Genomic DNA, 18,827 nt, shown 5'->3' on the forward strand with positions numbered 1-18,827 from the left:
TTGGAAGTTTACGTTGAATGCGCCTAGACAAGGGCTATTTGCTAGCCTATTAGTAGTTTGTTTTGCTTTGCATACCTTTTTATTGGTATTGGCAACAACCCACCAACTGAACGAAAACCGTGCCAGTCAGGGACAACTGATGACCAGTCAATTGGTTACAGACAGCCTATCTGAGCTTGAGCCGGCCAATACCGTATCATTAGCCTTACTTGCTGACCGCTATGCAACCAACCCGAGCGTGGCTTCCATCCGCATCTTAAATGCCAATAATCAAGTCTTGGCTACAGGCGGTTTGACCAAAACCCGTGACGGTGAAATCTTTGTTCGTGATGCGCTGCAAAACGAAAAGAAAGTTGGAACGGTTGAAATCACCTTAATTAAACCAAGTATTGGTGAAATCTTACGTACGCAATGGGCCGCGATTCTATTTTCATTATTCTTACATGGCTTGTTGTGGTTAGCGTATCGCGCAATTGCACGTCCAAGTCGTACTGAATATTTAGCGCGAATCAACAATGAATCACGTCTAAAACATGAAATTCAAACGCTAGCGCAGGCTTTAGAACAAGAAAAACACAATGCCGCTGTGGCGATTGCTCAAGCGCAGCAAAATGCGCAAGCCAAAGCAAAACAGCATAAAGATATGAAACCAGTGGTTCTCGACAGCAACAGCTTGGCATTAAATATTCAATTTTATGATCCGAAACAGCTTCTCGATAGCGTCAACAAAACCGTGTCTGTGCCGTATTTTAATCTCTGCCAAATTTTCTTGAATAAAACCACAGAACTCTGTGTTCAACATTATAAATTGAACAGTTCTGACATCAGTACAGTGCATAAGTTTGATGAACATGGCGCAACCATCAGCATGACCGCTGACACTCCAGATGCGCTACGCTGTCTCACTATGATCAGCTCAGTATTCCAATTGCTCTCAGATGTTTTATATAAACGCTACCGTGAAGAAAAACGTTTCGTTTTACAAACCCGTAGTGCGATTTCAAGCTCTGTCGAAGCTATGCAATTGTCTTCTGTACAAGCGGCTGAACGTTTAGTCCAACAATTGGTTGCCAAAGAAAGTGCCATTCATGTGCCGACAACTTTGCTCAAAGAGATTTCAGATCATTTCCAATTGGTCAGCTTGCCAAATCCGACCAATGTGTTGACGCGTCATGCGTTTATGCTCAATGGAATGGACAGTGATGCCGCTGAATTGGCTCAAAACTTCAGAACTGAAATTTTAAAATCCAAACAGTCAAAAGCCTCGTAAAGGTTTTAGCGCAATCAAAAATCCCGACTTGAGTCGGGATTTTTTTGTCTTAAACAGTCGAAATTTTCTGTGCAATCAAATATTTTTGCGCGTTATGCGGTTCGGTACCTGCTTCAACCGCGACTTTCTCCCATTGCCCATTCGACTGCATTTCCCATGCATTTTGATTATCTTCCAAATAGTTAAGTAGACCATCTTTCATAATGCGTTTTTTCAAACGGCTTTCCAAAATGGGAAAACAGGTTTCGACCCGTGAAAATAAGTTACGTCCCATCCAATCGGCACTGGCACAGTACAATCGTTTTTCGCCTGCATGCTCAAAATAATACACTCGAGTATGCTCTAAAAAGCGCCCAACGATAGATCTCACATGAATATTCTCAGACATACCTTTGACCTGAGGAATCAAACAACAAATCGAACGGATAATTAAATCTACACGTACCCCTGCTTGCGATGCACGATACAAAGCAGCAATCAGTTGCGGTTCCGTGAGTGCATTGACCTTCACAATAATTCTTGCGTATTTTCCCGCTTGTGCGGCAACAATTTCCTGTTCAATCAGTTTCAGTAATTCAGTATGCAGGGTAAATGGTGCATGCAGTAAGGCTTTCAGCTTCGCCATCTTGCCCATGCCGGTCAGTTCCTGAAACATACGATGCACATCTTCGCAAATATCGGAATGCGTCGTCATCAGGCCATAATCGGTATACATCCGCGCATTGCCTGCGTGGTAATTACCTGTTCCCAAATGGGCGTAGCGTAACAACTGATTATTTTCACGGCGTACAATCAAAATCATCTTGGCATGGGTTTTATAGCCCACAATGCCATACACCACGACAGCGCCCGCTTCTTGCAATATATTGGCCACGGTAATATTGGATTCTTCATCAAACCGCGCCCGAAGTTCGATGACGGCGGTTACTTCCTTGCCGTTGCGTGCCGCCTCCGCCAAAACTTGTACGATGTCCGAATCTGGCCCACTACGATAGAGCGTTTGCTTAATGGCTAATACCTGAGGGTCTTTTGCAGCTTCACGTAATAAGTTGATGACCGGTTGAAAGGAGTCAAACGGATGATGTAACAACACATCTTGTGTTTTTAATACATCAAAAATCGCGGTTTGTTTACGAAAAACTTTAGGAATAATCGGTGTATAGACCGGATATTTCAGTTCAGGTCGATTAAAACTAGTACTGAGACGTGATAAATTGATCGGGCCTTCAATGCGATAGAGCTCCTGCTCACTCAAATCAAATTCATCTAACAAATAATCAATAATGCTTTGTGGACAATCATCTTCAATTTCTAAGCGAACTGCCCGACCAAAACGGCGTGAAGACAATTCATCTTTTAATGCCACCGCCAAGTCATCTACATCTTCAGCCAGAACCAAATCTGCATTGCGTGTCACTCGAAAGGCATAACAGCCTGTCGCTTTCATCCCCGGAAATAAATCATTGATATGTTGCTGAATAATGGCGGTCAGGAAAATTTGTGTCTCTGAACTGCCTTCAACCTCGGCGGGCATTTTGATTAAACGCGGCAATGAGCGTGGCGCAGGCACAATTGCCATTTCAATGGCACGACCAAAGGCATCTTTGCCTTCTAGACTCACAATAAAGTTGAGGCTTTTATTGACCAAGCGTGGAAACGGATGCGATGGATCTAAGCTAATCGGCGTTAAGACCGGTTGAACATCTTTACTAAAATAATGGCTAATCCACGCCCGATGTTTTTCTAAAATATCTTTAAATTGAATAAAACGAATGCCTTCACTTTGTAGTGCAGGCAATACAGCATGATTGAGGGTTTGGTATTGCTGTGCAACCGTGTCATGAATCACTTGGGAAAGTTCATCTAAGACCACTTCAGTCGGAATGGCATCTGGCGTCCGTGCAATTGCATTCAAATCTCGTTGTTTCATTAGCCCCGCAATGCGAATTTCAAAGAATTCATCTAAATTGCGTGAAAAAATGATGAGAAAATTCAAGCGTTCAAGTAACGGTAAACTTGAATCGAGTGCCTGAGCCAAGACCCGCCGATTAAAATCTAAAAGCGACAATTCACGATTATAATAGGTCTCTGATGAATGCTGAAAATGTTGCATACCCTCTCAATGCTGTTTGAAACAGTCTATATCTAAAGTGGTTGCCGGCATGTTAGGCAGCGGAGATGACACTTATGTTACAAATAGCATTAATCAATTAAAAAAGCATGCAATTCCCTAAAACCGTGTTCATCAAATCGTAAAATTTATTTTCGACATCAAAAAAGAGGGACATTGCCCTCTTTTTTACTGCATTGTTTTTTTGTTTATTGCACCGGCTTGTCTTGTCCCGATGCTTTGGCCTCACTCGTCCGTGCTGCCCAATAGGTTGCCAGTGCAGGACCCGAGATATTGTGCCACAAACTAAAAATCGCACTCGGCACAGCGGTCAGAGGTGAAGCGGCAAAATGGGTCGCCGCCAATGCCACACCCAAACCTGAGTTTTGCATCCCAACTTCAATCGACACTGCTTTACAGTCTGCATAGGGCAATTTAAACAGTCGGCTGGCCCAAAAACCCAATAGATAGCCCAAGCCATTATGTAAGGCCACTACCCCAAGAATCAGTAAACCTGATTGCAAAATCTGTGTTCGACTACCCGCAATGATTGCTGCCACAATCGCTACAATTGCCACAACAGAAACCAATGGCATGACCTGTATATAGGCATCCACTCGGTGCTTAAAGACAGTTCGAATCATTAACCCCACAATGATCGGAAATAAAACCACTTGTAAAATTGAAACCAACATCGATGCCGCATTAATTTCGATCCATTGGCTTGCTAACAAATAGAAAATCGCAGGGGTTAAAACCGGTGCGAGTAATGTCGAAACAGAGGTACAGGCAACAGATAATGCGGTATTACCTTTTGCCATATAGGTGATGACATTAGAAGCCGTTCCACCCGGACAGCAACCGACAAGAATGACCCCGATCGCGATTTCTGTCGGCAGTTGTAATAATTTACACAAGAAAAAAGCCAATCCCGGCATCACAATAAACTGTGCCAAAACCCCGATCATCACAGCTTTAGGGCTTTGCAATACACTTTTAAAATCTTGCAGTGTCATGGTCATGCCCATACCCAACATAATGATGCCTAGCATCCATGGGATATATGCTTTTAACCAAACAAATACATCGGGAAAAAACATGGCGAGCGCTGCAAACAGCACCACCCAAATCGCAAATGTTTTCTGCACAAATTGAGTGAATTTTAAGAAAGCCGACATAGGCATCTTCCATTTAAAAACAGGGACAAAAAAAGGCACACCCTTGTGCCTTTTCTCAACTGAGCCCACTGGGTCATGCCAAAGATAATGCCTGTGCATGCTGCTGCACAATATCTTTCAGGTAAATACGCTTCACCCCATTCGCCAACATGTCTTGCCATGCATGCTGTAAAGAACCCTGTAAATCGATCCCTTTGGTCAAATCAGCAATCACAAAAGTTTCAAAACCAAGCTTACGTGCATCCATTGCCGTCCATGCAACACAGAAATCCGTGGCAATGCCCACCACAAAGACTGTATCAATACCACGTTCGCGCAAATAGCCCGCCAAACCTGTTGAAGTTTTCTGATCTGCTTCCATAAAAGCAGAGTAGCTGTCGATATGCTGATGAAAACCTTTACGGATAATTAGCTGCGCCGTTGGTAAATTTAAATCAGGATGCAATTCGGCATCCTGTGTGCCTTGTACACAATGCGTCGGCCACAATACTTGCGTTCCATAATTCAGCTCTATGCTGTCATAAGGTACATGCTCAGGATGATTTTCAGCAAAAGAGATATGGTCGGCTGGATGCCAATCTTGAGTCAGCACAATATTCGCAAAGTATTGTCCCAGTTGATTAATCCCTGGAATAATTTGATCGGCATTGGCAACAGCCAACTGACCACCCGGGGTAAAACCATTTTGTACATCGACCACAATCAGCGCTGTATTTTTTTGCATATCTCTCCATCCGTTGTCATGCATTGTCGGCGACTCTACTGATTCGCTCATATTTTAAAAGCCTTAGTATTCAGTCCTGTGCATAAAAATAAAATGACTGTCCTTCCTGACAATACCGATACTTGGGCAAATGCTCAACCAGCCGCTGTGCAAATCGTGGGTAAATACGGGCTTTTCGCCGAGTCGAAGCATGAAAATAAAAATATCGCGGTTGATGGTGAAAGATATATTTTAATAAACGGCTGCGTGTCTGTTGCATGACCTCAAACGCATTAATATTTTCAGCAACATCTTCTAGGGTAGGTTCATCGGCAAAGGCCAACCACGCATTTTGTCTCGGCTGTTGGCGATTTCTTTGAAATACAGGTTTGAGTTCTAAGATAAATTCGTATTGATGTAGATACAAACTGAATTCACGTTGATCAACTTTAAAAATTGCGACCAGTTTTCTTGCTGACATAGCCCCTCTACGTTGATTTTTTATTTTCTCTTTCTGCTGTATTTTTACATAAAATACGTTTATTTATATTGGTTTAGAGCATTAGTGCGACTTCTATTGTCGCCATAAAAAAAGCCCGCATGATGCGGGCTTTTTTTGATATGGCATGTTCCTTATGATGGAATACGACGTACCAATATCAACATAAATATTGCAGAGATTGCGATACATGGAATTGCCGCGGTAATCACCCCTGCCGCACCAAAACCTGCTGCCAATAACTGACCCGCAATTGCAGGGCCTAACATTGCACCGACACGACCAACGGCTGAAGCTACACCAACACCCGTACCACGTAACTGTGTCGGATACACGATACCACCGAAGGCATACAATACACCTTGGCAACCAATCACGAATGCACCGACTAAAGCTGACGCCATGTACATTTGAGTCAATGAACCTGCACCATTCAGCGCAAATAGACCTGCCAAAATACCGCCGTACATCAAAATGATCACATAAGCTTTCTTCCAACGGTCAGTCAACATACCTAAAATGATCGTACCAATGGTTGCACTCACCATGAAGTAGAACTGCGCAGTTGCACCATCTTTACGAGTGAAACCGAGTTCGGTGAACAACGACGGTAACCAGCTCAACATGATGTACACCACCATCAAGGTGAAGAAGTAGCTCACCCAAATTGAGAAAGTACGTAAACGGTTTTCTGTGTTAAAGAGGTTTTTGAAAGCACCTTGTTGCACTTCACCATTGGCAGTCGCTTGAACCGCTTGATCTTTGGCTTTCAAGAATTCACGCGATTCGGGCAGGAACCAAATCATCAATGGAATCACAACAATCGGTAATAAACCGCCTAAATAGAAAATATTTTTCCAGTTTGCACCGAAGTCCGTCATTGCGACCAATGATAAGATTGCCGCACCCACAGGCATACCACAGTACATCAAACCGACTGCACGACCACGATTTTGTGGCGTTACCGCTTCAGATGCCAAGGTAATTAAAATTGGCATTGCTGCACCTAAACCTGCACCTGCAAGAAAACGTACAGCGAGTAAGCTATGGAAGCTATTTACCCATACCGTACATAAGGTAAAGATGGCGAACATCCCCGTAGACCAAATTAATACTTTTTTACGGCCCATTCGGTCTGCAATCCGACCACCCAACAAAGCACCAGGTAATAATCCTAAAATACCGGCACTAAAAAACACCCCTAGCTGCGAGCTATCCAGCCCGAAATATTCACGAATCCCTGCTGCTGCAATACCTGCAGCCTGAATATCCAGACCTTCGATTACTGCAATAAGGAAGCAGATTGCTACCGTGACAATAGCATGCTTATTATCTGACTTTTCCATTGGAGAATCCTTGTTGTCATCAGCGTTCAAATTAAGTCGCATCATCGCTGAGCCTTATAAAGGATATAACTACCAATAAGTTGAAGCCTTTCGTCCAAAATTGGATTACGTGCATGGTGTAATAGTTTTTGTGCTTTAAGTCACAAAGTCGTAAAAACAATTAAAAATTTAAAATAAAAAAATATGAATCGTGCAATGAACAGTCAAATCAAGCGATCTTTTTAAACACTCATAAAAACATGTCTATTTCTATTAGATATAAAAAAGATTATTACCCAAGTTTTTAACAATCATTTGTAATAAAACCCGAGCGAATTGATATAGTTTTTAAATCTTTAGTCATTGTTATTTAATCTTAAATTCTGATTAAAAAGCACGGAATACACATAGATCAACCTTTTGCTGATGATTTAATCAATCCCATCAACCATGCCAACCCTCTCGATTGAATAAAACATTTTCAAGATTCAGCCCTTGCTGAACAATTTTCAGGCTGCAAAAAAACCGCTATTTTACACTTGATTGTTTTAAGTTTGATTTGTATAAAGAATTTTATGGCTTTGACCAAAGCATATTGTTCTTATGCGTTTGATCAGTCATAATTTGCGTAAGCATTATTCAACTTGGGTATAGCCCAATGAACATGCTACAAATCAAAATTCGAAACCATCCAGAAATCAATATTTCATCTTGTCGGATGGACAAATAGGATAGCTTTTCAAAATGACTCAGCAAGCTCAGACCATTCAAGGTTCAATTGTCGCAATCGTCACCCCAATGTTTGAAGATGGCAGCGTAGATTGGAAGAGCCTCGAGAAGCTGGTTGAGTGGCATATAAAGCAAGGCACCAATAGTATTGTTGCTGTAGGGACTACAGGTGAAGCTTCTACCTTGAGCATGGCCGAACACACTCAGGTGATCAAAGAAATCATCCGTGTGGCGAACAAACGCATTCCAATTATTGCCGGCACAGGTGCAAACTCAACCCACGAAGCAATTGAACTCACCAAAGAAGCCAAAGAATTAGGTGCAGATGCGGCATTATTAGTTACACCATACTATAACAAACCTACCCAAGAAGGCCTGTATCAACACTACAAAGCGATTGCTGAAGCTGTTGATTTACCTCAAATTTTGTACAATGTACCTGGCCGAACCGGTGTAGACATGCACAACGACACCGTGATCCGTCTTGCTGATATTCCACAAATCGTGGGCATTAAAGACGCCACTGGCGATGTTCCTCGTGGTCAAGAACTCATTGAAGGCCTTAAAGGCAAAGATATGGTGGTGTACTCAGGTGATGATGCAACGGCTTATCAGTTAATGGGTTTAGGTGCTAAAGGCAACATTTCGGTTACTGCGAACGTGGCGCCAAAAGAAATGAGCGAAGTGTGTGCAAGCGCTTTGGCGGGTGACGCAGTCCAAGCCGAGCAACAAAACAATACTGTTGCAAATTTACATCAAATTTTATTTTGCGAATCGAACCCAATTCCTGTGAAATGGGCACTTCATGAGATGAACCTGATTGAAACAGGCATTCGCTTACCATTAACACCCCTTGCAGAACAATATCGTACTCCGCTTCGTGAAGCACTCATCACTGCGGGCGTTATCAAATAAAGAAGAGCAAACATCATGCAATTACGTTTAGGACTTAGCCTGGCACTTTCAGTATTTACATTAGCCGGTTGTAGTTCACTTGCCTTTAATAATGGCACACTGGACTATAAACAAACCACAGATGTTGAACCGCTGAAATACCCTGAAGGGTCAATGGTTCGTCCTGCAACGCCTTTGTATCCTGCTCCATCAGTTGACCCGCTAGCAATTGAGCATGCACCAAAGCTTGAAAATAAGCGTGGCAATCGCTATGCCCTTCCGCGTCCAGCCGCGGAAAAAAATAATGTCGTCGCAGATTCCTCAACAGACAGTACAAATATTAGCCGCCCTCAACTATTGGTGGATGGAAATCAAAATCCACTGATCAAAGTTGAAGGAAATTCTGCTACAATTTGGCAATACACACTTGCTACCCTCAGTAGCCTTAACCATACCATTGTTGGTCAGAGCAAAAACCGTTACGAAGTAACCGTCAAGGTCGATCAGCAGACCTATGTCTTAAGACTTTCTTCTGTAGGTTCAAGCAATAACATCGCTGTGTTCAATGCCGATAACAGTTTTGCAGACAAAGAAAAAGCTGCAGATCTGTTAGCTCAGATTTACCAAAATTGGCCAGCCTAGTCGTACTAGGCATTTTTTCTCGAAAAAGGTTCCCTCATGTTAAAACAAACCTTGCTCTATACTGGTAAAGCGAAATCTGTTTATGAAACAGATAGTTCTGACCACCTCATCCTAGTTTTCCGTGACGATGCTTCTGCATTCAACGGTGAAAAAATTGAACAACTGGATCGCAAAGGTAAGGTGAACAACCGTTTTAACGCCTTTATCATGGAAAAATTGGCTGCGGCTGGTATCGAAACTCATTTCGAAAAACTTCTTTCTCCAACTGAAGTTTTAGTGAAAAAATTAACCATGGTTCCTGTAGAGTGCGTAATTCGTAACTATGCAGCAGGTTCACTTTGCCGTCGTTTAGGCGTTGAAGAAGGTAAAGAACTTACTCCGCCAACTTTCGAATTGTTCTTCAAAGACGATGCGTTAGGCGACCCAATGGTGAATGAATCACAAGCGATTGCATTAGGTTGGGCGACTGCAGAACAACTCGCTCAAATGAAAGAATTGACTTATAAAGTAAACGAAGTACTTAAAGGTCTATTCGATGCAGGCAACATGCTGCTTGTTGACTTTAAACTTGAATTTGGCGTGTTCCACGACCGTATCGTACTAGGTGACGAATTCTCTCCAGACGGCTGCCGTCTATGGGACAAAGACACTAAGAAAAAACTCGACAAAGACCGTTTCCGTCAAGGTTTAGGCGGTGTGGTTGAAGCGTATGAAGAAGTTGCTGCACGTTTAGGTATCGACCTTTCTGATATCTAATTCGTTCATCGATTTAAAAAACCGAGCTCTTTAGCTCGGTTTTTTAATAAAATATTACTCGATTAATCCATGATCGAAAAAACAAATGTTAACCATAAAAATCCTCTGTTTCACATTTAGCCAAGTTCACACTAAGATAGCCACATACCAGGCAGCATTAGGATCTATAAGTTTCCAATGTGTATGCCGACCAGATTTTCCATCTACCCTCTAGGATGTATCTCCCCAAAGGCATCCTATTTTTTCAGCCCAGCTCGCCTTGAGTTGGGCTTTTTTTTGCGTGAATTAGACATAAAAAAAGGCACCGAAGCGCCTTTTCATTATGATCATTCAAATCATTGTTGCTGTTGTTGTTGCATCCAACGGCGTTGCTGCAAACGCTCACCTTCGACTTCACGTTTATTGCGTGCAGACTCATACAGCTTAGTGCCTTTCAGTTCAGGCGGCATATAGTCTTGCATGACAAAATGTTCAGGATAATTATGTGGATATAAATAGTCCACGCCATAGCCTTGCTCTTTCATCAATTTGGTTGGTGCATTTCTCAAATGCAATGGCACGGGTAGATTCGAGGTTTTTTCTGCCAAATCTAAAGCTTTGTTTATGGCCAAATAAGTGCTGTTACTTTTTGCACTGGTTGCCAAGTACACCGCACATTGCCCCAAAATGATTCGACATTCAGGCATACCAATTGCCTGCACAGATCGGAAGCATTCTCCTGCCAACAGCAAGGCATTTGGATTTGAGTTGCCAATATCTTCTGATGCCGCAATCAACATACGACGAGCAATAAAGACAGGATCTTCACCACCTTTGAGCATTCGAGCCATCCAATACAAAGCTGCATCTGGATCACTGCCTCGAATCGACTTAATAAAAGCCGAAACTAAATCGTAATGCTGTTCGCCCGATTTGTCATAGCGTGCAATATTTTGCTGCGCCACTTTGACCACCACCGCATTGCTAATGATATTTTCTAAGTCTGGCTCAAACGTACTGGCGATTAAATCTAAAAGATTTAATGCTTTACGAGCATCACCTGCGGCAAATTGAAATAAAGCTTCATATTCTTCGATTTGAATATAACGCTCTTTTAAAAACGAATCTTGCTGAATGGCTTGATCCAATAAGCGCTGAATTGCGTCATTATCCAAAGCATTTAAGGTATAGACCTGACAACGCGACAATAAGGCATTGTTGACTTCAAATGAGGGATTTTCTGTGGTTGCACCGATCAGGGTAATTTTGCCCTTTTCGACAGCATTCAGTAAGGCATCTTGTTGTGACTTATTAAAGCGATGAATTTCATCAATAAACACCACAGGTGTCAATAAATCTCCACCATCGGCGATGATTTCACGTAACTCTTTCACCCCAGTATTGAGCGCAGATAAACTAATAAATGGTCGGTCAACGGCCTGCGCTAACAACAATGCAATTGTGGTTTTACCTACACCCGGAGGTCCCCAAAAAATAATCGATGGCAAATGCCCTTGGTCAATCATCTGGCGTAACGGTGCATCTTCACCCAAAAGGTGATCTTGTCCAATAATTTGCGATAAATCATGAGGACGCATGCGTTCAGGAAGAGGAATTTGGCTGTCTGACATCTTATTATTTCGTTTCCGGCAATTGGGGACGTTTTTTCTATTCTAACACTGCCTTGGCAGAATCTTTGCTTTATTCGATATTCAATTTAAGAGGCTGGTTTGATGTCATTATTTAAGTATCTTGCATGTAAAAATCCTTAGGCGAATGTTAACTATAATGTAACAAGAGATCTTATCCCTTATCGATCAAATTAAAGTATGATCGGCTAGATATCCCATTTTTAGCTTGCCTGACCCAATTGGACAGATTGTATGAAGCAATCATTAAAGCAAAAGCAAATACCTCAAGTTCAACAAGGCATTGATCTATCTATATATTCATTTCAACAAATGCCTCAAGCCAAGAATATACAATTACAACATACCCAATGTGCAAAATTACGCGAAAAACTCGACAGCCGTAATCAAATGTTAGATGCCAGTGTCGACTGTATTAAATTATTAAGCCTAGACGGTCATATTCTGCATATGAACCGCGCTGGTTGCTTAGCTCTCGGTGTGTCGCCGACTGAAACTGAGTTTGGTATGTCATGGCACAAATTATTGCCTGAAGAAGTCCGCGACGCGTGTCTGAATGCTTTTGCAGAAGCCAAACAAGGAAAAACTTCTCGCTTTGTCGGCATGAGCCAAGTGGCCGATGAACCCATGGCTTATTGGGATAACATGCTCAGCCCAGTATTCAATGAATATGGTCAAGTCAAAGAAATTCTCTGTGTCTCCCGTGATATTACGGTACAGCGACTGGCGGAAAATAAACTCCAACGGATCATTGAACAGGATGATTTAACAGGTTTATTAAACCGCCGTGCGTTTAGTCGAGTCTTTAAAAGTCACTTAAGAGTGGCACGAGAACATCAGCAACAACTGGGTTTGTTATTGATCGATCTGGATTATTTTAAGCATATTAATGACACCTTAGGGCATAGTGCTGGAGACCATTTACTGCATACCCTTGGACAGCGTTTTCAGCACTGTTTTGATGCAAATATCGTGGTTTCACGCTTAGGTGGCGATGAATTTGCCATTTCTATTCCGAACTTAAAATCGCAACAACAATTAACAGATATTGCCAGCATCGCCTGTCAGCAAATGGATATGCCGATTTTCTATAATGGACAAAGCATCAATATAGGTATGAGTATTGGCTGTGCGATCTACCCACGCGATGCACAAAATTCCTCGAATTTACTTAAATGCGCAGATATTGCACTGAATGATTTAAAAGGCAGTGGTCGTGGTGGGGTGCGAATGTTCAACCACACCATGTTTAAAATTCTTGAAAATACCACTCGCCAATTAACGCTAGCCCGCAGCCTGATTAAGTCCAATCAAATTATTCCGTTTTATCAACCCAAAGTTCGCCTTTCTGACAGTCAAGTGGTCGGCTTTGAAGCTTTGCTGCGTTGGTACGATAAAGACCAACAATTACAATTACCTTCTCAAATTTTTGCTGCATTTCAAGATTATGAATTGGCTTCACGCATTAGTGAAACGATGCAAATTAAAATCTTTCAAGATATTCAAAAATGGATTGAACTCGGACTTCAACCGCTACCAATTTCAATAAATGCAGCCCCTGTCGAATTTTTACGTGATGATTATGCGGAAAAACTACTGAATCGCTTAAAGCAGTTTGGTATTTCACCCGACATTATTGAGGTCGAAATTACCGAGCAAAGCCTGTCAGAACGTGGCTCAAATTATGTGATTCGCGCTCTCCATTTATTAAAAGAGCATGGCATACACATTTCTCTAGATGATTTTGGTACAGGTCATTCATCATTAATACGTTTGAGTAATTACCCTGTCGACTGTATTAAGATAGACCGTAATTTTGTGGAACGCATGCATACCGACTGTTCAGCACTTGCCATTGTCAAAGCGATTACCCAAATTGGTGCGAGTGTTTCCCTGAATATATTAGTCGAAGGTATAGAGAAACCGGAACAGGTCGATACCTTAAAAGAATGTAATTGTCATACTGGACAAGGTTTTTACTTTTATCGTCCGCTCAGTTATGACCATGCGATGGAACTTTTGAGTCACTAAAACTTGTGGAGCAAGACACGATGACACTGAAGTATTTAGTCAGTGCCTGTCTGGCAGGCCAACCCGTTCGTTATGATGCCAAATCAAATACACAACAAGCAATTTGCCAACTGATGCAGACTCACCAAGTCATTACGGCCTGCCCAGAAATGATGGGCGGCCTTAGCTGTCCACGTTTTCCTGCAGAAATTCAAAATGGTCAAGCCACTGATGTGCTCAATGGTACAGCCCAAGTCAAAGATGTCTTGGGCACAGATGTCAGTGCTGAATTTATCGCGGGTGCCCACCGCATGTTGGAATTGGCCCAATTGCATAAGGTTGATGTGGTGGTCTTAAAAGATCGTAGCCCGTCGTGCGGCAGTCATTATATTTATGATGGCACCTTTACGCGTACAAAAATTGAAGGCTATGGAGTAACCACAGCACTCCTCAAACAGCATGGTTTTCAGGTTCTGTCAGAACAAGACTTTCTGGCCATGATACAAGATCAACTCTAGCCCCAAGATAGAGCGTATCTATGTCCTTTAGCGTACCCAACGCACAATATAATCTTCAATATCATCAGGGTTGACGTCTTCTTCACTGATGCAACGCCCTGCGGCAGACTTTCGTGCCTTCAAAATACTGTCACGACTTCCCGTCACGAGATGATGCCAACGCGGTAAATCTTTCCCTTCAGAAATTCTACGATAAGCACAGCTCGGCGGTAGCCAATGAAATTGGTGAATTTGTTCAGGTGTCAGCTGTATGCAGTCTGCAACGTGTGATTTGCGATTTGGATAATCGGAACAACTGGCGGTTTCACAATCTAAAAGTTTGCATGCCACTTTGGTGTAAGCCACCTCTTGCGTATCTTCATCTTCAAGCTTGATTAAACAACAAAGCCCGCAACCATCACAGAGGGACTCCCACTCCAAATGGGTGAGTTCAGTCAAAGCATGCTTTTTCCAAAAATGTGGGCGTAGAGTATCGGTCATCTTCTCGCTCGCAACGAAGGTGGCAGGCATATTAACTGAACCCGCACATAAATTCCTCATTTAAGTTACCGAATATTGAACATTAAATAAACAAAAGAATACATAGCATGCTTTCTGTGACTCCTATACTGATGAGACAGAATAAAAAATCACATGGAGATAAAACTATGTTCCGCTGGGCTATTATTTTCGCTGTAATTGCTTTGATTGCGAGTCTGCTAGGTTTTGGTGGTGTGGCAGGCTTATCCAAAGACTTTGCTGTTATTCTTTTGGTTATTGCAGTCATTCTCGCAATTGTTGGTTTCCTCTCTCGAGGAAAAGTTTAGGCGACTGAGTGACTGATTCAATGTCGTTTTAAACTACAAATTACTCCCCTCAGACTCATGAATCAGAAACGTATGTTTTTATCATCTTGAGTCTCAATCAAAAAAATAAGAGCCTATAGGCTCTTATTTTTTTACATCAACGTCAAACGCATTACGCTGTAGGTTTTAGCTTTAAGGTTTTAAGTGACGTGGTCTAAAGCCTGTTGCAATTAAGGCGATACCATAAGCAGCAACACCAATCACACATAAGATGATCATTTCCGCGACACGCATCCACGCAGATACATCACCGTTGTACCATGTTAAGCCATACCACAGTGCAGCAATCATCACAGCATTGGCTATCGCAAACTGAATCACCAACTTTTTCCAATGTGCGCCAAAGCGAAAAATATTGCGCTTATGTAAATAAAAATACAGCATCCCTGCATTCACTAATGCGGAACCAGAGGATGCCAATGCCAAGGCCATATGCTCAGCATGCCAATCAATCAGTTTAAAGAATCCAATAAACACCACGTTAAGAATGGCATTGGCTGCGACCGCCATTAAACCTACACGTACAGGAGTTTTGGTATCTTGTTGCGCATAAAACCCTGGTGCAAACACTTTAATGAGCATGAATGAAATCACACCGGCACTCATACATTGCAATGCCAATGCGGTCATCTGTGTATCTTCAAAGCTAAATTGACCACGTTCAAATAAGGCCTGAATAATAGGTGTAGAGAGCATGAAAAGCGCAATACTTGCAGGCACACCCACCAAGATAATGACCTTAGCTGCCCAATCAATCATACGACGGAATTTTTCTTGATCTTGTTCAGCATGACGCGCAGACAACGAAGGTAAAATTACGGTACCTATCGCGACACCAATTAAGCCCAATGGCAATTCGGTCATCCGTTCGGCACTGTATAACCATGACACCGAACCATCTTGCATGAAAGACGCCCAAATGGTGTTCAACAGTAGGTTGATCTGCGTCACTGAGACACCAAACAGTGCTGGCAGCATCAACTTCATGATGCGATCAACACCTTCATGTTTGAAGTCAACTTTTGGTGGAATCAGTAATTTTTTACGCCATAGCTCAGGAATCTGAATCGCCAATTGCAAGAAGCCTGCAGCGACAACAGACCAACCCAAAGCCATAATTGGCTCAGCCATATAAGGGGTTAACCATAGCGCACCGGCAATCATCGCGACATTGAGTAACACTGGAGCGAACGCAGGTGTACTGAATGAGCCATAACTATTCAAAATACTACTGGCAAATGCCGTTAAAGACATAAACAGTAAGTAAGGAATCGTTAGGCGGAACATATCGGTGGCTAATGCAAATTTGTCTGCATCACCATGGAAACCCGGTGCATAGATATAGATAATCGCGGGTGCGGCCACCATCGCGATGAACGTCAAGCTGGTCATCACCAGACCTAAACAGCCAAAAACACGGCTAATCAGAATCTGGACTTCGGCATGGGTTCGACTGGTTTTATATTCAGTCAATACAGGAATGAAGGCTTGTGAAAATGCCCCTTCTGCGAATAAACGCCTAAAAAAGTTAGGAATACGAAAGGCAACCACGAAGGTATCGAAGTCTTTACCTGCACCAAATACATTTAACAGGACAATATCCCGTACCAGTCCCAATACACGGGACAACATAGTCATTGCACTGACAATGACTGTCGAACGCCAAAGCGCCATCGGTATTTCTCACTTTTGAAAGTGCGCCTATTGTAATGAAACTCATCAAGGAATTTCATTGGTTTATTAAACGCAGTGTGTATTGTTTATTTGTTTTTAAAATGATGCAGCTGCTGACGAAAAGCGTTCCACTCAAAAAATGGACCTGGATCGGTTTTACGTCCCGGTGCAATATCTGAATGCCCTGCAATATGTTGTTGAATTTTAGGATAAGCCTGTTGTAAACACGCCACGACCTCGGTCAGCACGGCATATTGTGCAGCCTCAAAAGGTAAATCATCACTTCCTTCGAGTTCAATGCCAATCGAATAATCATTACATTCTTTTTGTGCTAAATAGGTTGAACGACCTGCATGCCAAGCTCGATCATTAAAATTGACAAACTGTAGAACTTCACCTGTGCGCAGGATCAATAAATGTGTCGATACTTGCATCCCTTCAATGGTCTGAAAATAAGGATGTTTCGACCAATCCAACTGATTTTGGAAAAATTGTTCGATATAACCACCGCCAAACTGAGAAGGTGGCAAACTAATATTATGAATGACGACAAGCTGAATTTCGGTATCTTCAGGACGCTGGTTAAAATTCGGTGATGGAATTTGACGCGCACCTAGCAATTGCCCATCCTGCACCTGAAATGTTGTTGCTTGTGACATAAAAGAATCCTGTGTCTAAGCCGGCCTGCTATGCTGCAGATCAAAACGCCGAGCCCTACTTGAAAGTTTTAATGCTAAAACTTTCACATTGAAATCTCAATTCAAGTCTGTGAAAGTAGTTAAAAATCGCTCATTTTTCAGGAACAATGCTAATATAACGCGCACATTTTCCTGGGTTAAAAAAGATACGGAACTTCTTATGAGCATATCGCAATCTTTGCTTGAACAATCAATCCAAATCAATATTCAACACGCACTACAAGAAGATATTGGCGAAGGCGATATTACTGCCCTATTAACTCCAGAAGATGAACAAGCCACTGCAACGATTATCAGCCGTGAAGAGATGATCTTGGCGGGTCAGCCTTGGGTCAATGCACTCATTCAGGCTTATGATGCCGCTGTCCAAGTCACTTGGTTGAAACATGACGGTGACCGTGTGGCCGCAGGCGAAGCCTTTTTAAAACTCGCAGGTTCTGCACGTAGCTTACTTACGGTTGAGCGTCCTGCCTTAAATTTTGTACAAACCTTATCTGCAGTTGCGACCAAAACTGCTGCCTATGTCCAGCAGCTTGAAGGTTTGCATACTCGTCTACTCGATACCCGTAAAACCTTGCCAGGCCTACGTATTGCACAAAAATATGCGGTTGCTGTCGGAGGTGGTCAAAACCATCGCTTAGGTTTATTTGATGCATTTCTAATTAAAGAAAATCACATCATGGCAGCAGGTGGCATCCAACAAGCGATTGCCAAAGCACACCAGATTGCACCGGGTAAACCTGTGGAAGTTGAAGTCGAAACTTGGGATGAACTCAACCAAGCGTTAGAAGCAGGTGCGGATATTGTGATGTTGGATAACTTTAGTCAGCAACAAATGATTGATGCCGTTAAACACGTCAATGGTCGCTGTAAACTTGAAGCCTCAGGCAATATCACTATTGCAAACTTACGTGAAGTGGCAACGACAGGGGTCGATTATATTTCGATGGGTGTGCTCACCAAAGATGTCACAGCGATTGATTTATCTATGCGCTTTAATGCCTAACGCTCTAGACTTGCTCTAAACATAAATAAAGGGTGCTATTGCACCCTTTTTGATGCTTAACCTCTAGCATGACGTAATCATCATCTTGCTGTTGTTTAGCTCGTTCAGTTTCATCTTCATGTTCAGAGTCCTTTTCATGCTCCGCATCGTCTTCATGCTGCTCGCGCTCATCTTGATCATCGTCATGATCTTTTGAGTTTTCACTTTGTTCAGAAAAACGACCACCTTCACGCTCTTGAACCTGATTTCCCAAAAATCACAACCACTGATCAAAAATACGCTGAATAAAGAAAAATGCATCATCCAATTTTTCATTTTTAGTCCTTCAAAGCATCCTGATTC

18 protein-coding genes are annotated in these 18,827 nt (G+C 42.3%); 8 read left to right on the top strand and 10 right to left on the bottom strand.

Annotated elements, in window-relative coordinates:
• Positions 1-13 precede the first annotated feature (13 nt).
• A complete protein-coding gene (locus tag FTV37_RS03575) occupies positions 14-1,270 on the top strand; it encodes a hypothetical protein (protein ID WP_078190618.1) in 1,257 nt (418 codons plus the stop codon).
• A gap of 49 nt (positions 1,271-1,319) precedes the next feature.
• On the opposite strand, the gene ppk1 is transcribed toward FTV37_RS03575, so the two are convergent.
• From ppk1 to mhpT, 5 genes are all read right to left on the bottom strand, one after another.
• Entirely contained in the window at positions 1,320-3,383 is a 2,064-nt protein-coding gene (ppk1, locus tag FTV37_RS03580; RefSeq protein WP_180063047.1) for a polyphosphate kinase 1, read from the bottom strand.
• A 206-nt stretch (positions 3,384-3,589) separates the two neighbouring features.
• On the bottom strand, positions 3,590-4,558 hold the full coding sequence (locus FTV37_RS03585; protein ID WP_180063048.1) for a bile acid:sodium symporter family protein: 969 nt from the start codon (positions 4,556-4,558) through the stop codon (positions 3,590-3,592).
• A 73-nt stretch (positions 4,559-4,631) separates the two neighbouring features.
• Positions 4,632-5,282 (bottom strand): bifunctional nicotinamidase/pyrazinamidase, encoded by a 651-nt coding sequence (pncA, locus tag FTV37_RS03590; protein ID WP_180063079.1) that lies wholly within the window; start codon positions 5,280-5,282, stop codon positions 4,632-4,634.
• A gap of 70 nt (positions 5,283-5,352) precedes the next feature.
• Positions 5,353-5,742, bottom strand: a complete 390-nt coding sequence (locus FTV37_RS03595) for a hypothetical protein (RefSeq protein WP_180063049.1) — start codon at positions 5,740-5,742, stop codon at positions 5,353-5,355.
• A 152-nt stretch (positions 5,743-5,894) separates the two neighbouring features.
• Entirely contained in the window at positions 5,895-7,106 is a 1,212-nt protein-coding gene (mhpT, locus tag FTV37_RS03600) for a 3-(3-hydroxy-phenyl)propionate transporter MhpT (RefSeq protein WP_180063050.1), read from the bottom strand.
• Positions 7,107-7,829: 723 nt separating this feature from the next.
• On the opposite strand from mhpT, the gene dapA reads away from it, so the two are divergent.
• The 3 genes from dapA to purC are packed head-to-tail and all read left to right on the top strand — an operon-like array spanning position 7,830 to position 10,106.
• The gene (dapA, locus tag FTV37_RS03605) at positions 7,830-8,729 is read left to right on the top strand and encodes a 4-hydroxy-tetrahydrodipicolinate synthase (protein ID WP_078193262.1); all 900 of its coding nucleotides are present in this window, start codon (positions 7,830-7,832) and stop codon (positions 8,727-8,729) included.
• Between the two features lie 15 nt (positions 8,730-8,744).
• Positions 8,745-9,350, top strand: coding sequence for a lipoprotein-34 precursor (NlpB) (locus FTV37_RS03610; protein WP_078193263.1), 606 nt, complete (start codon positions 8,745-8,747; stop codon positions 9,348-9,350).
• Positions 9,351-9,386: 36 nt separating this feature from the next.
• On the top strand, positions 9,387-10,106 hold the full coding sequence (purC, locus tag FTV37_RS03615) for a phosphoribosylaminoimidazolesuccinocarboxamide synthase (protein WP_078190626.1): 720 nt from the start codon (positions 9,387-9,389) through the stop codon (positions 10,104-10,106).
• Between the two features lie 335 nt (positions 10,107-10,441).
• On the opposite strand, the gene FTV37_RS03620 is transcribed toward purC, so the two are convergent.
• Positions 10,442-11,716: a replication-associated recombination protein A gene (locus FTV37_RS03620; RefSeq protein WP_078190627.1), complete on the bottom strand. Its 1,275-nt coding sequence runs from the start codon at positions 11,714-11,716 to the stop codon at positions 10,442-10,444.
• Positions 11,717-11,968: 252 nt separating this feature from the next.
• On the opposite strand from FTV37_RS03620, the gene FTV37_RS03625 reads away from it, so the two are divergent.
• On the top strand, positions 11,969-13,765 hold the full coding sequence (locus FTV37_RS03625; RefSeq protein WP_180063051.1) for an EAL domain-containing protein: 1,797 nt from the start codon (positions 11,969-11,971) through the stop codon (positions 13,763-13,765).
• Positions 13,766-13,785: 20 nt separating this feature from the next.
• A complete protein-coding gene (locus FTV37_RS03630) occupies positions 13,786-14,262 on the top strand; it encodes a DUF523 domain-containing protein (RefSeq protein ID WP_180004334.1) in 477 nt (158 codons plus the stop codon).
• Between the two features lie 27 nt (positions 14,263-14,289).
• On the opposite strand, the gene FTV37_RS03635 is transcribed toward FTV37_RS03630, so the two are convergent.
• Positions 14,290-14,742 carry a YcgN family cysteine cluster protein gene (locus FTV37_RS03635; protein WP_168379729.1) on the bottom strand — a complete coding sequence of 151 codons (453 nt, stop codon included), beginning with the start codon at positions 14,740-14,742 and terminating at the stop codon, positions 14,290-14,292.
• Between the two features lie 167 nt (positions 14,743-14,909).
• Here FTV37_RS03635 and FTV37_RS03640 point away from each other — a divergent pair, with 167 nt between their 5' ends.
• Entirely contained in the window at positions 14,910-15,068 is a 159-nt protein-coding gene (locus FTV37_RS03640) for a DUF1328 domain-containing protein (RefSeq protein ID WP_005006601.1), read from the top strand.
• A 171-nt stretch (positions 15,069-15,239) separates the two neighbouring features.
• On the opposite strand, the gene murJ is transcribed toward FTV37_RS03640, so the two are convergent.
• Positions 15,240-16,781 carry a murein biosynthesis integral membrane protein MurJ gene (murJ, locus tag FTV37_RS03645; protein WP_180063052.1) on the bottom strand — a complete coding sequence of 514 codons (1,542 nt, stop codon included), beginning with the start codon at positions 16,779-16,781 and terminating at the stop codon, positions 15,240-15,242.
• Positions 16,782-16,867: 86 nt separating this feature from the next.
• The gene (ampD, locus tag FTV37_RS03650) at positions 16,868-17,440 is read right to left on the bottom strand and encodes a 1,6-anhydro-N-acetylmuramyl-L-alanine amidase AmpD (RefSeq protein WP_078190631.1); all 573 of its coding nucleotides are present in this window, start codon (positions 17,438-17,440) and stop codon (positions 16,868-16,870) included.
• A gap of 199 nt (positions 17,441-17,639) precedes the next feature.
• Between ampD and nadC the strand changes: the two genes are divergently transcribed.
• Positions 17,640-18,485, top strand: a complete 846-nt coding sequence (gene nadC, locus FTV37_RS03655) for a carboxylating nicotinate-nucleotide diphosphorylase (protein ID WP_180063053.1) — start codon at positions 17,640-17,642, stop codon at positions 18,483-18,485.
• A 4-nt stretch (positions 18,486-18,489) separates the two neighbouring features.
• Here nadC and FTV37_RS03660 read toward each other — a convergent pair whose 3' ends face one another.
• Positions 18,490-18,738, bottom strand: coding sequence for a hypothetical protein (locus FTV37_RS03660; protein ID WP_180063054.1), 249 nt, complete (start codon positions 18,736-18,738; stop codon positions 18,490-18,492).
• Positions 18,739-18,827 lie beyond the last annotated feature (89 nt).

Origin of the sequence: Acinetobacter sp. YH16042 (assembly GCF_013417245.1) — a bacterium.
In the GTDB taxonomy this organism is placed as follows: Bacteria; Pseudomonadota; Gammaproteobacteria; order Pseudomonadales; family Moraxellaceae; genus Acinetobacter; species Acinetobacter amyesii.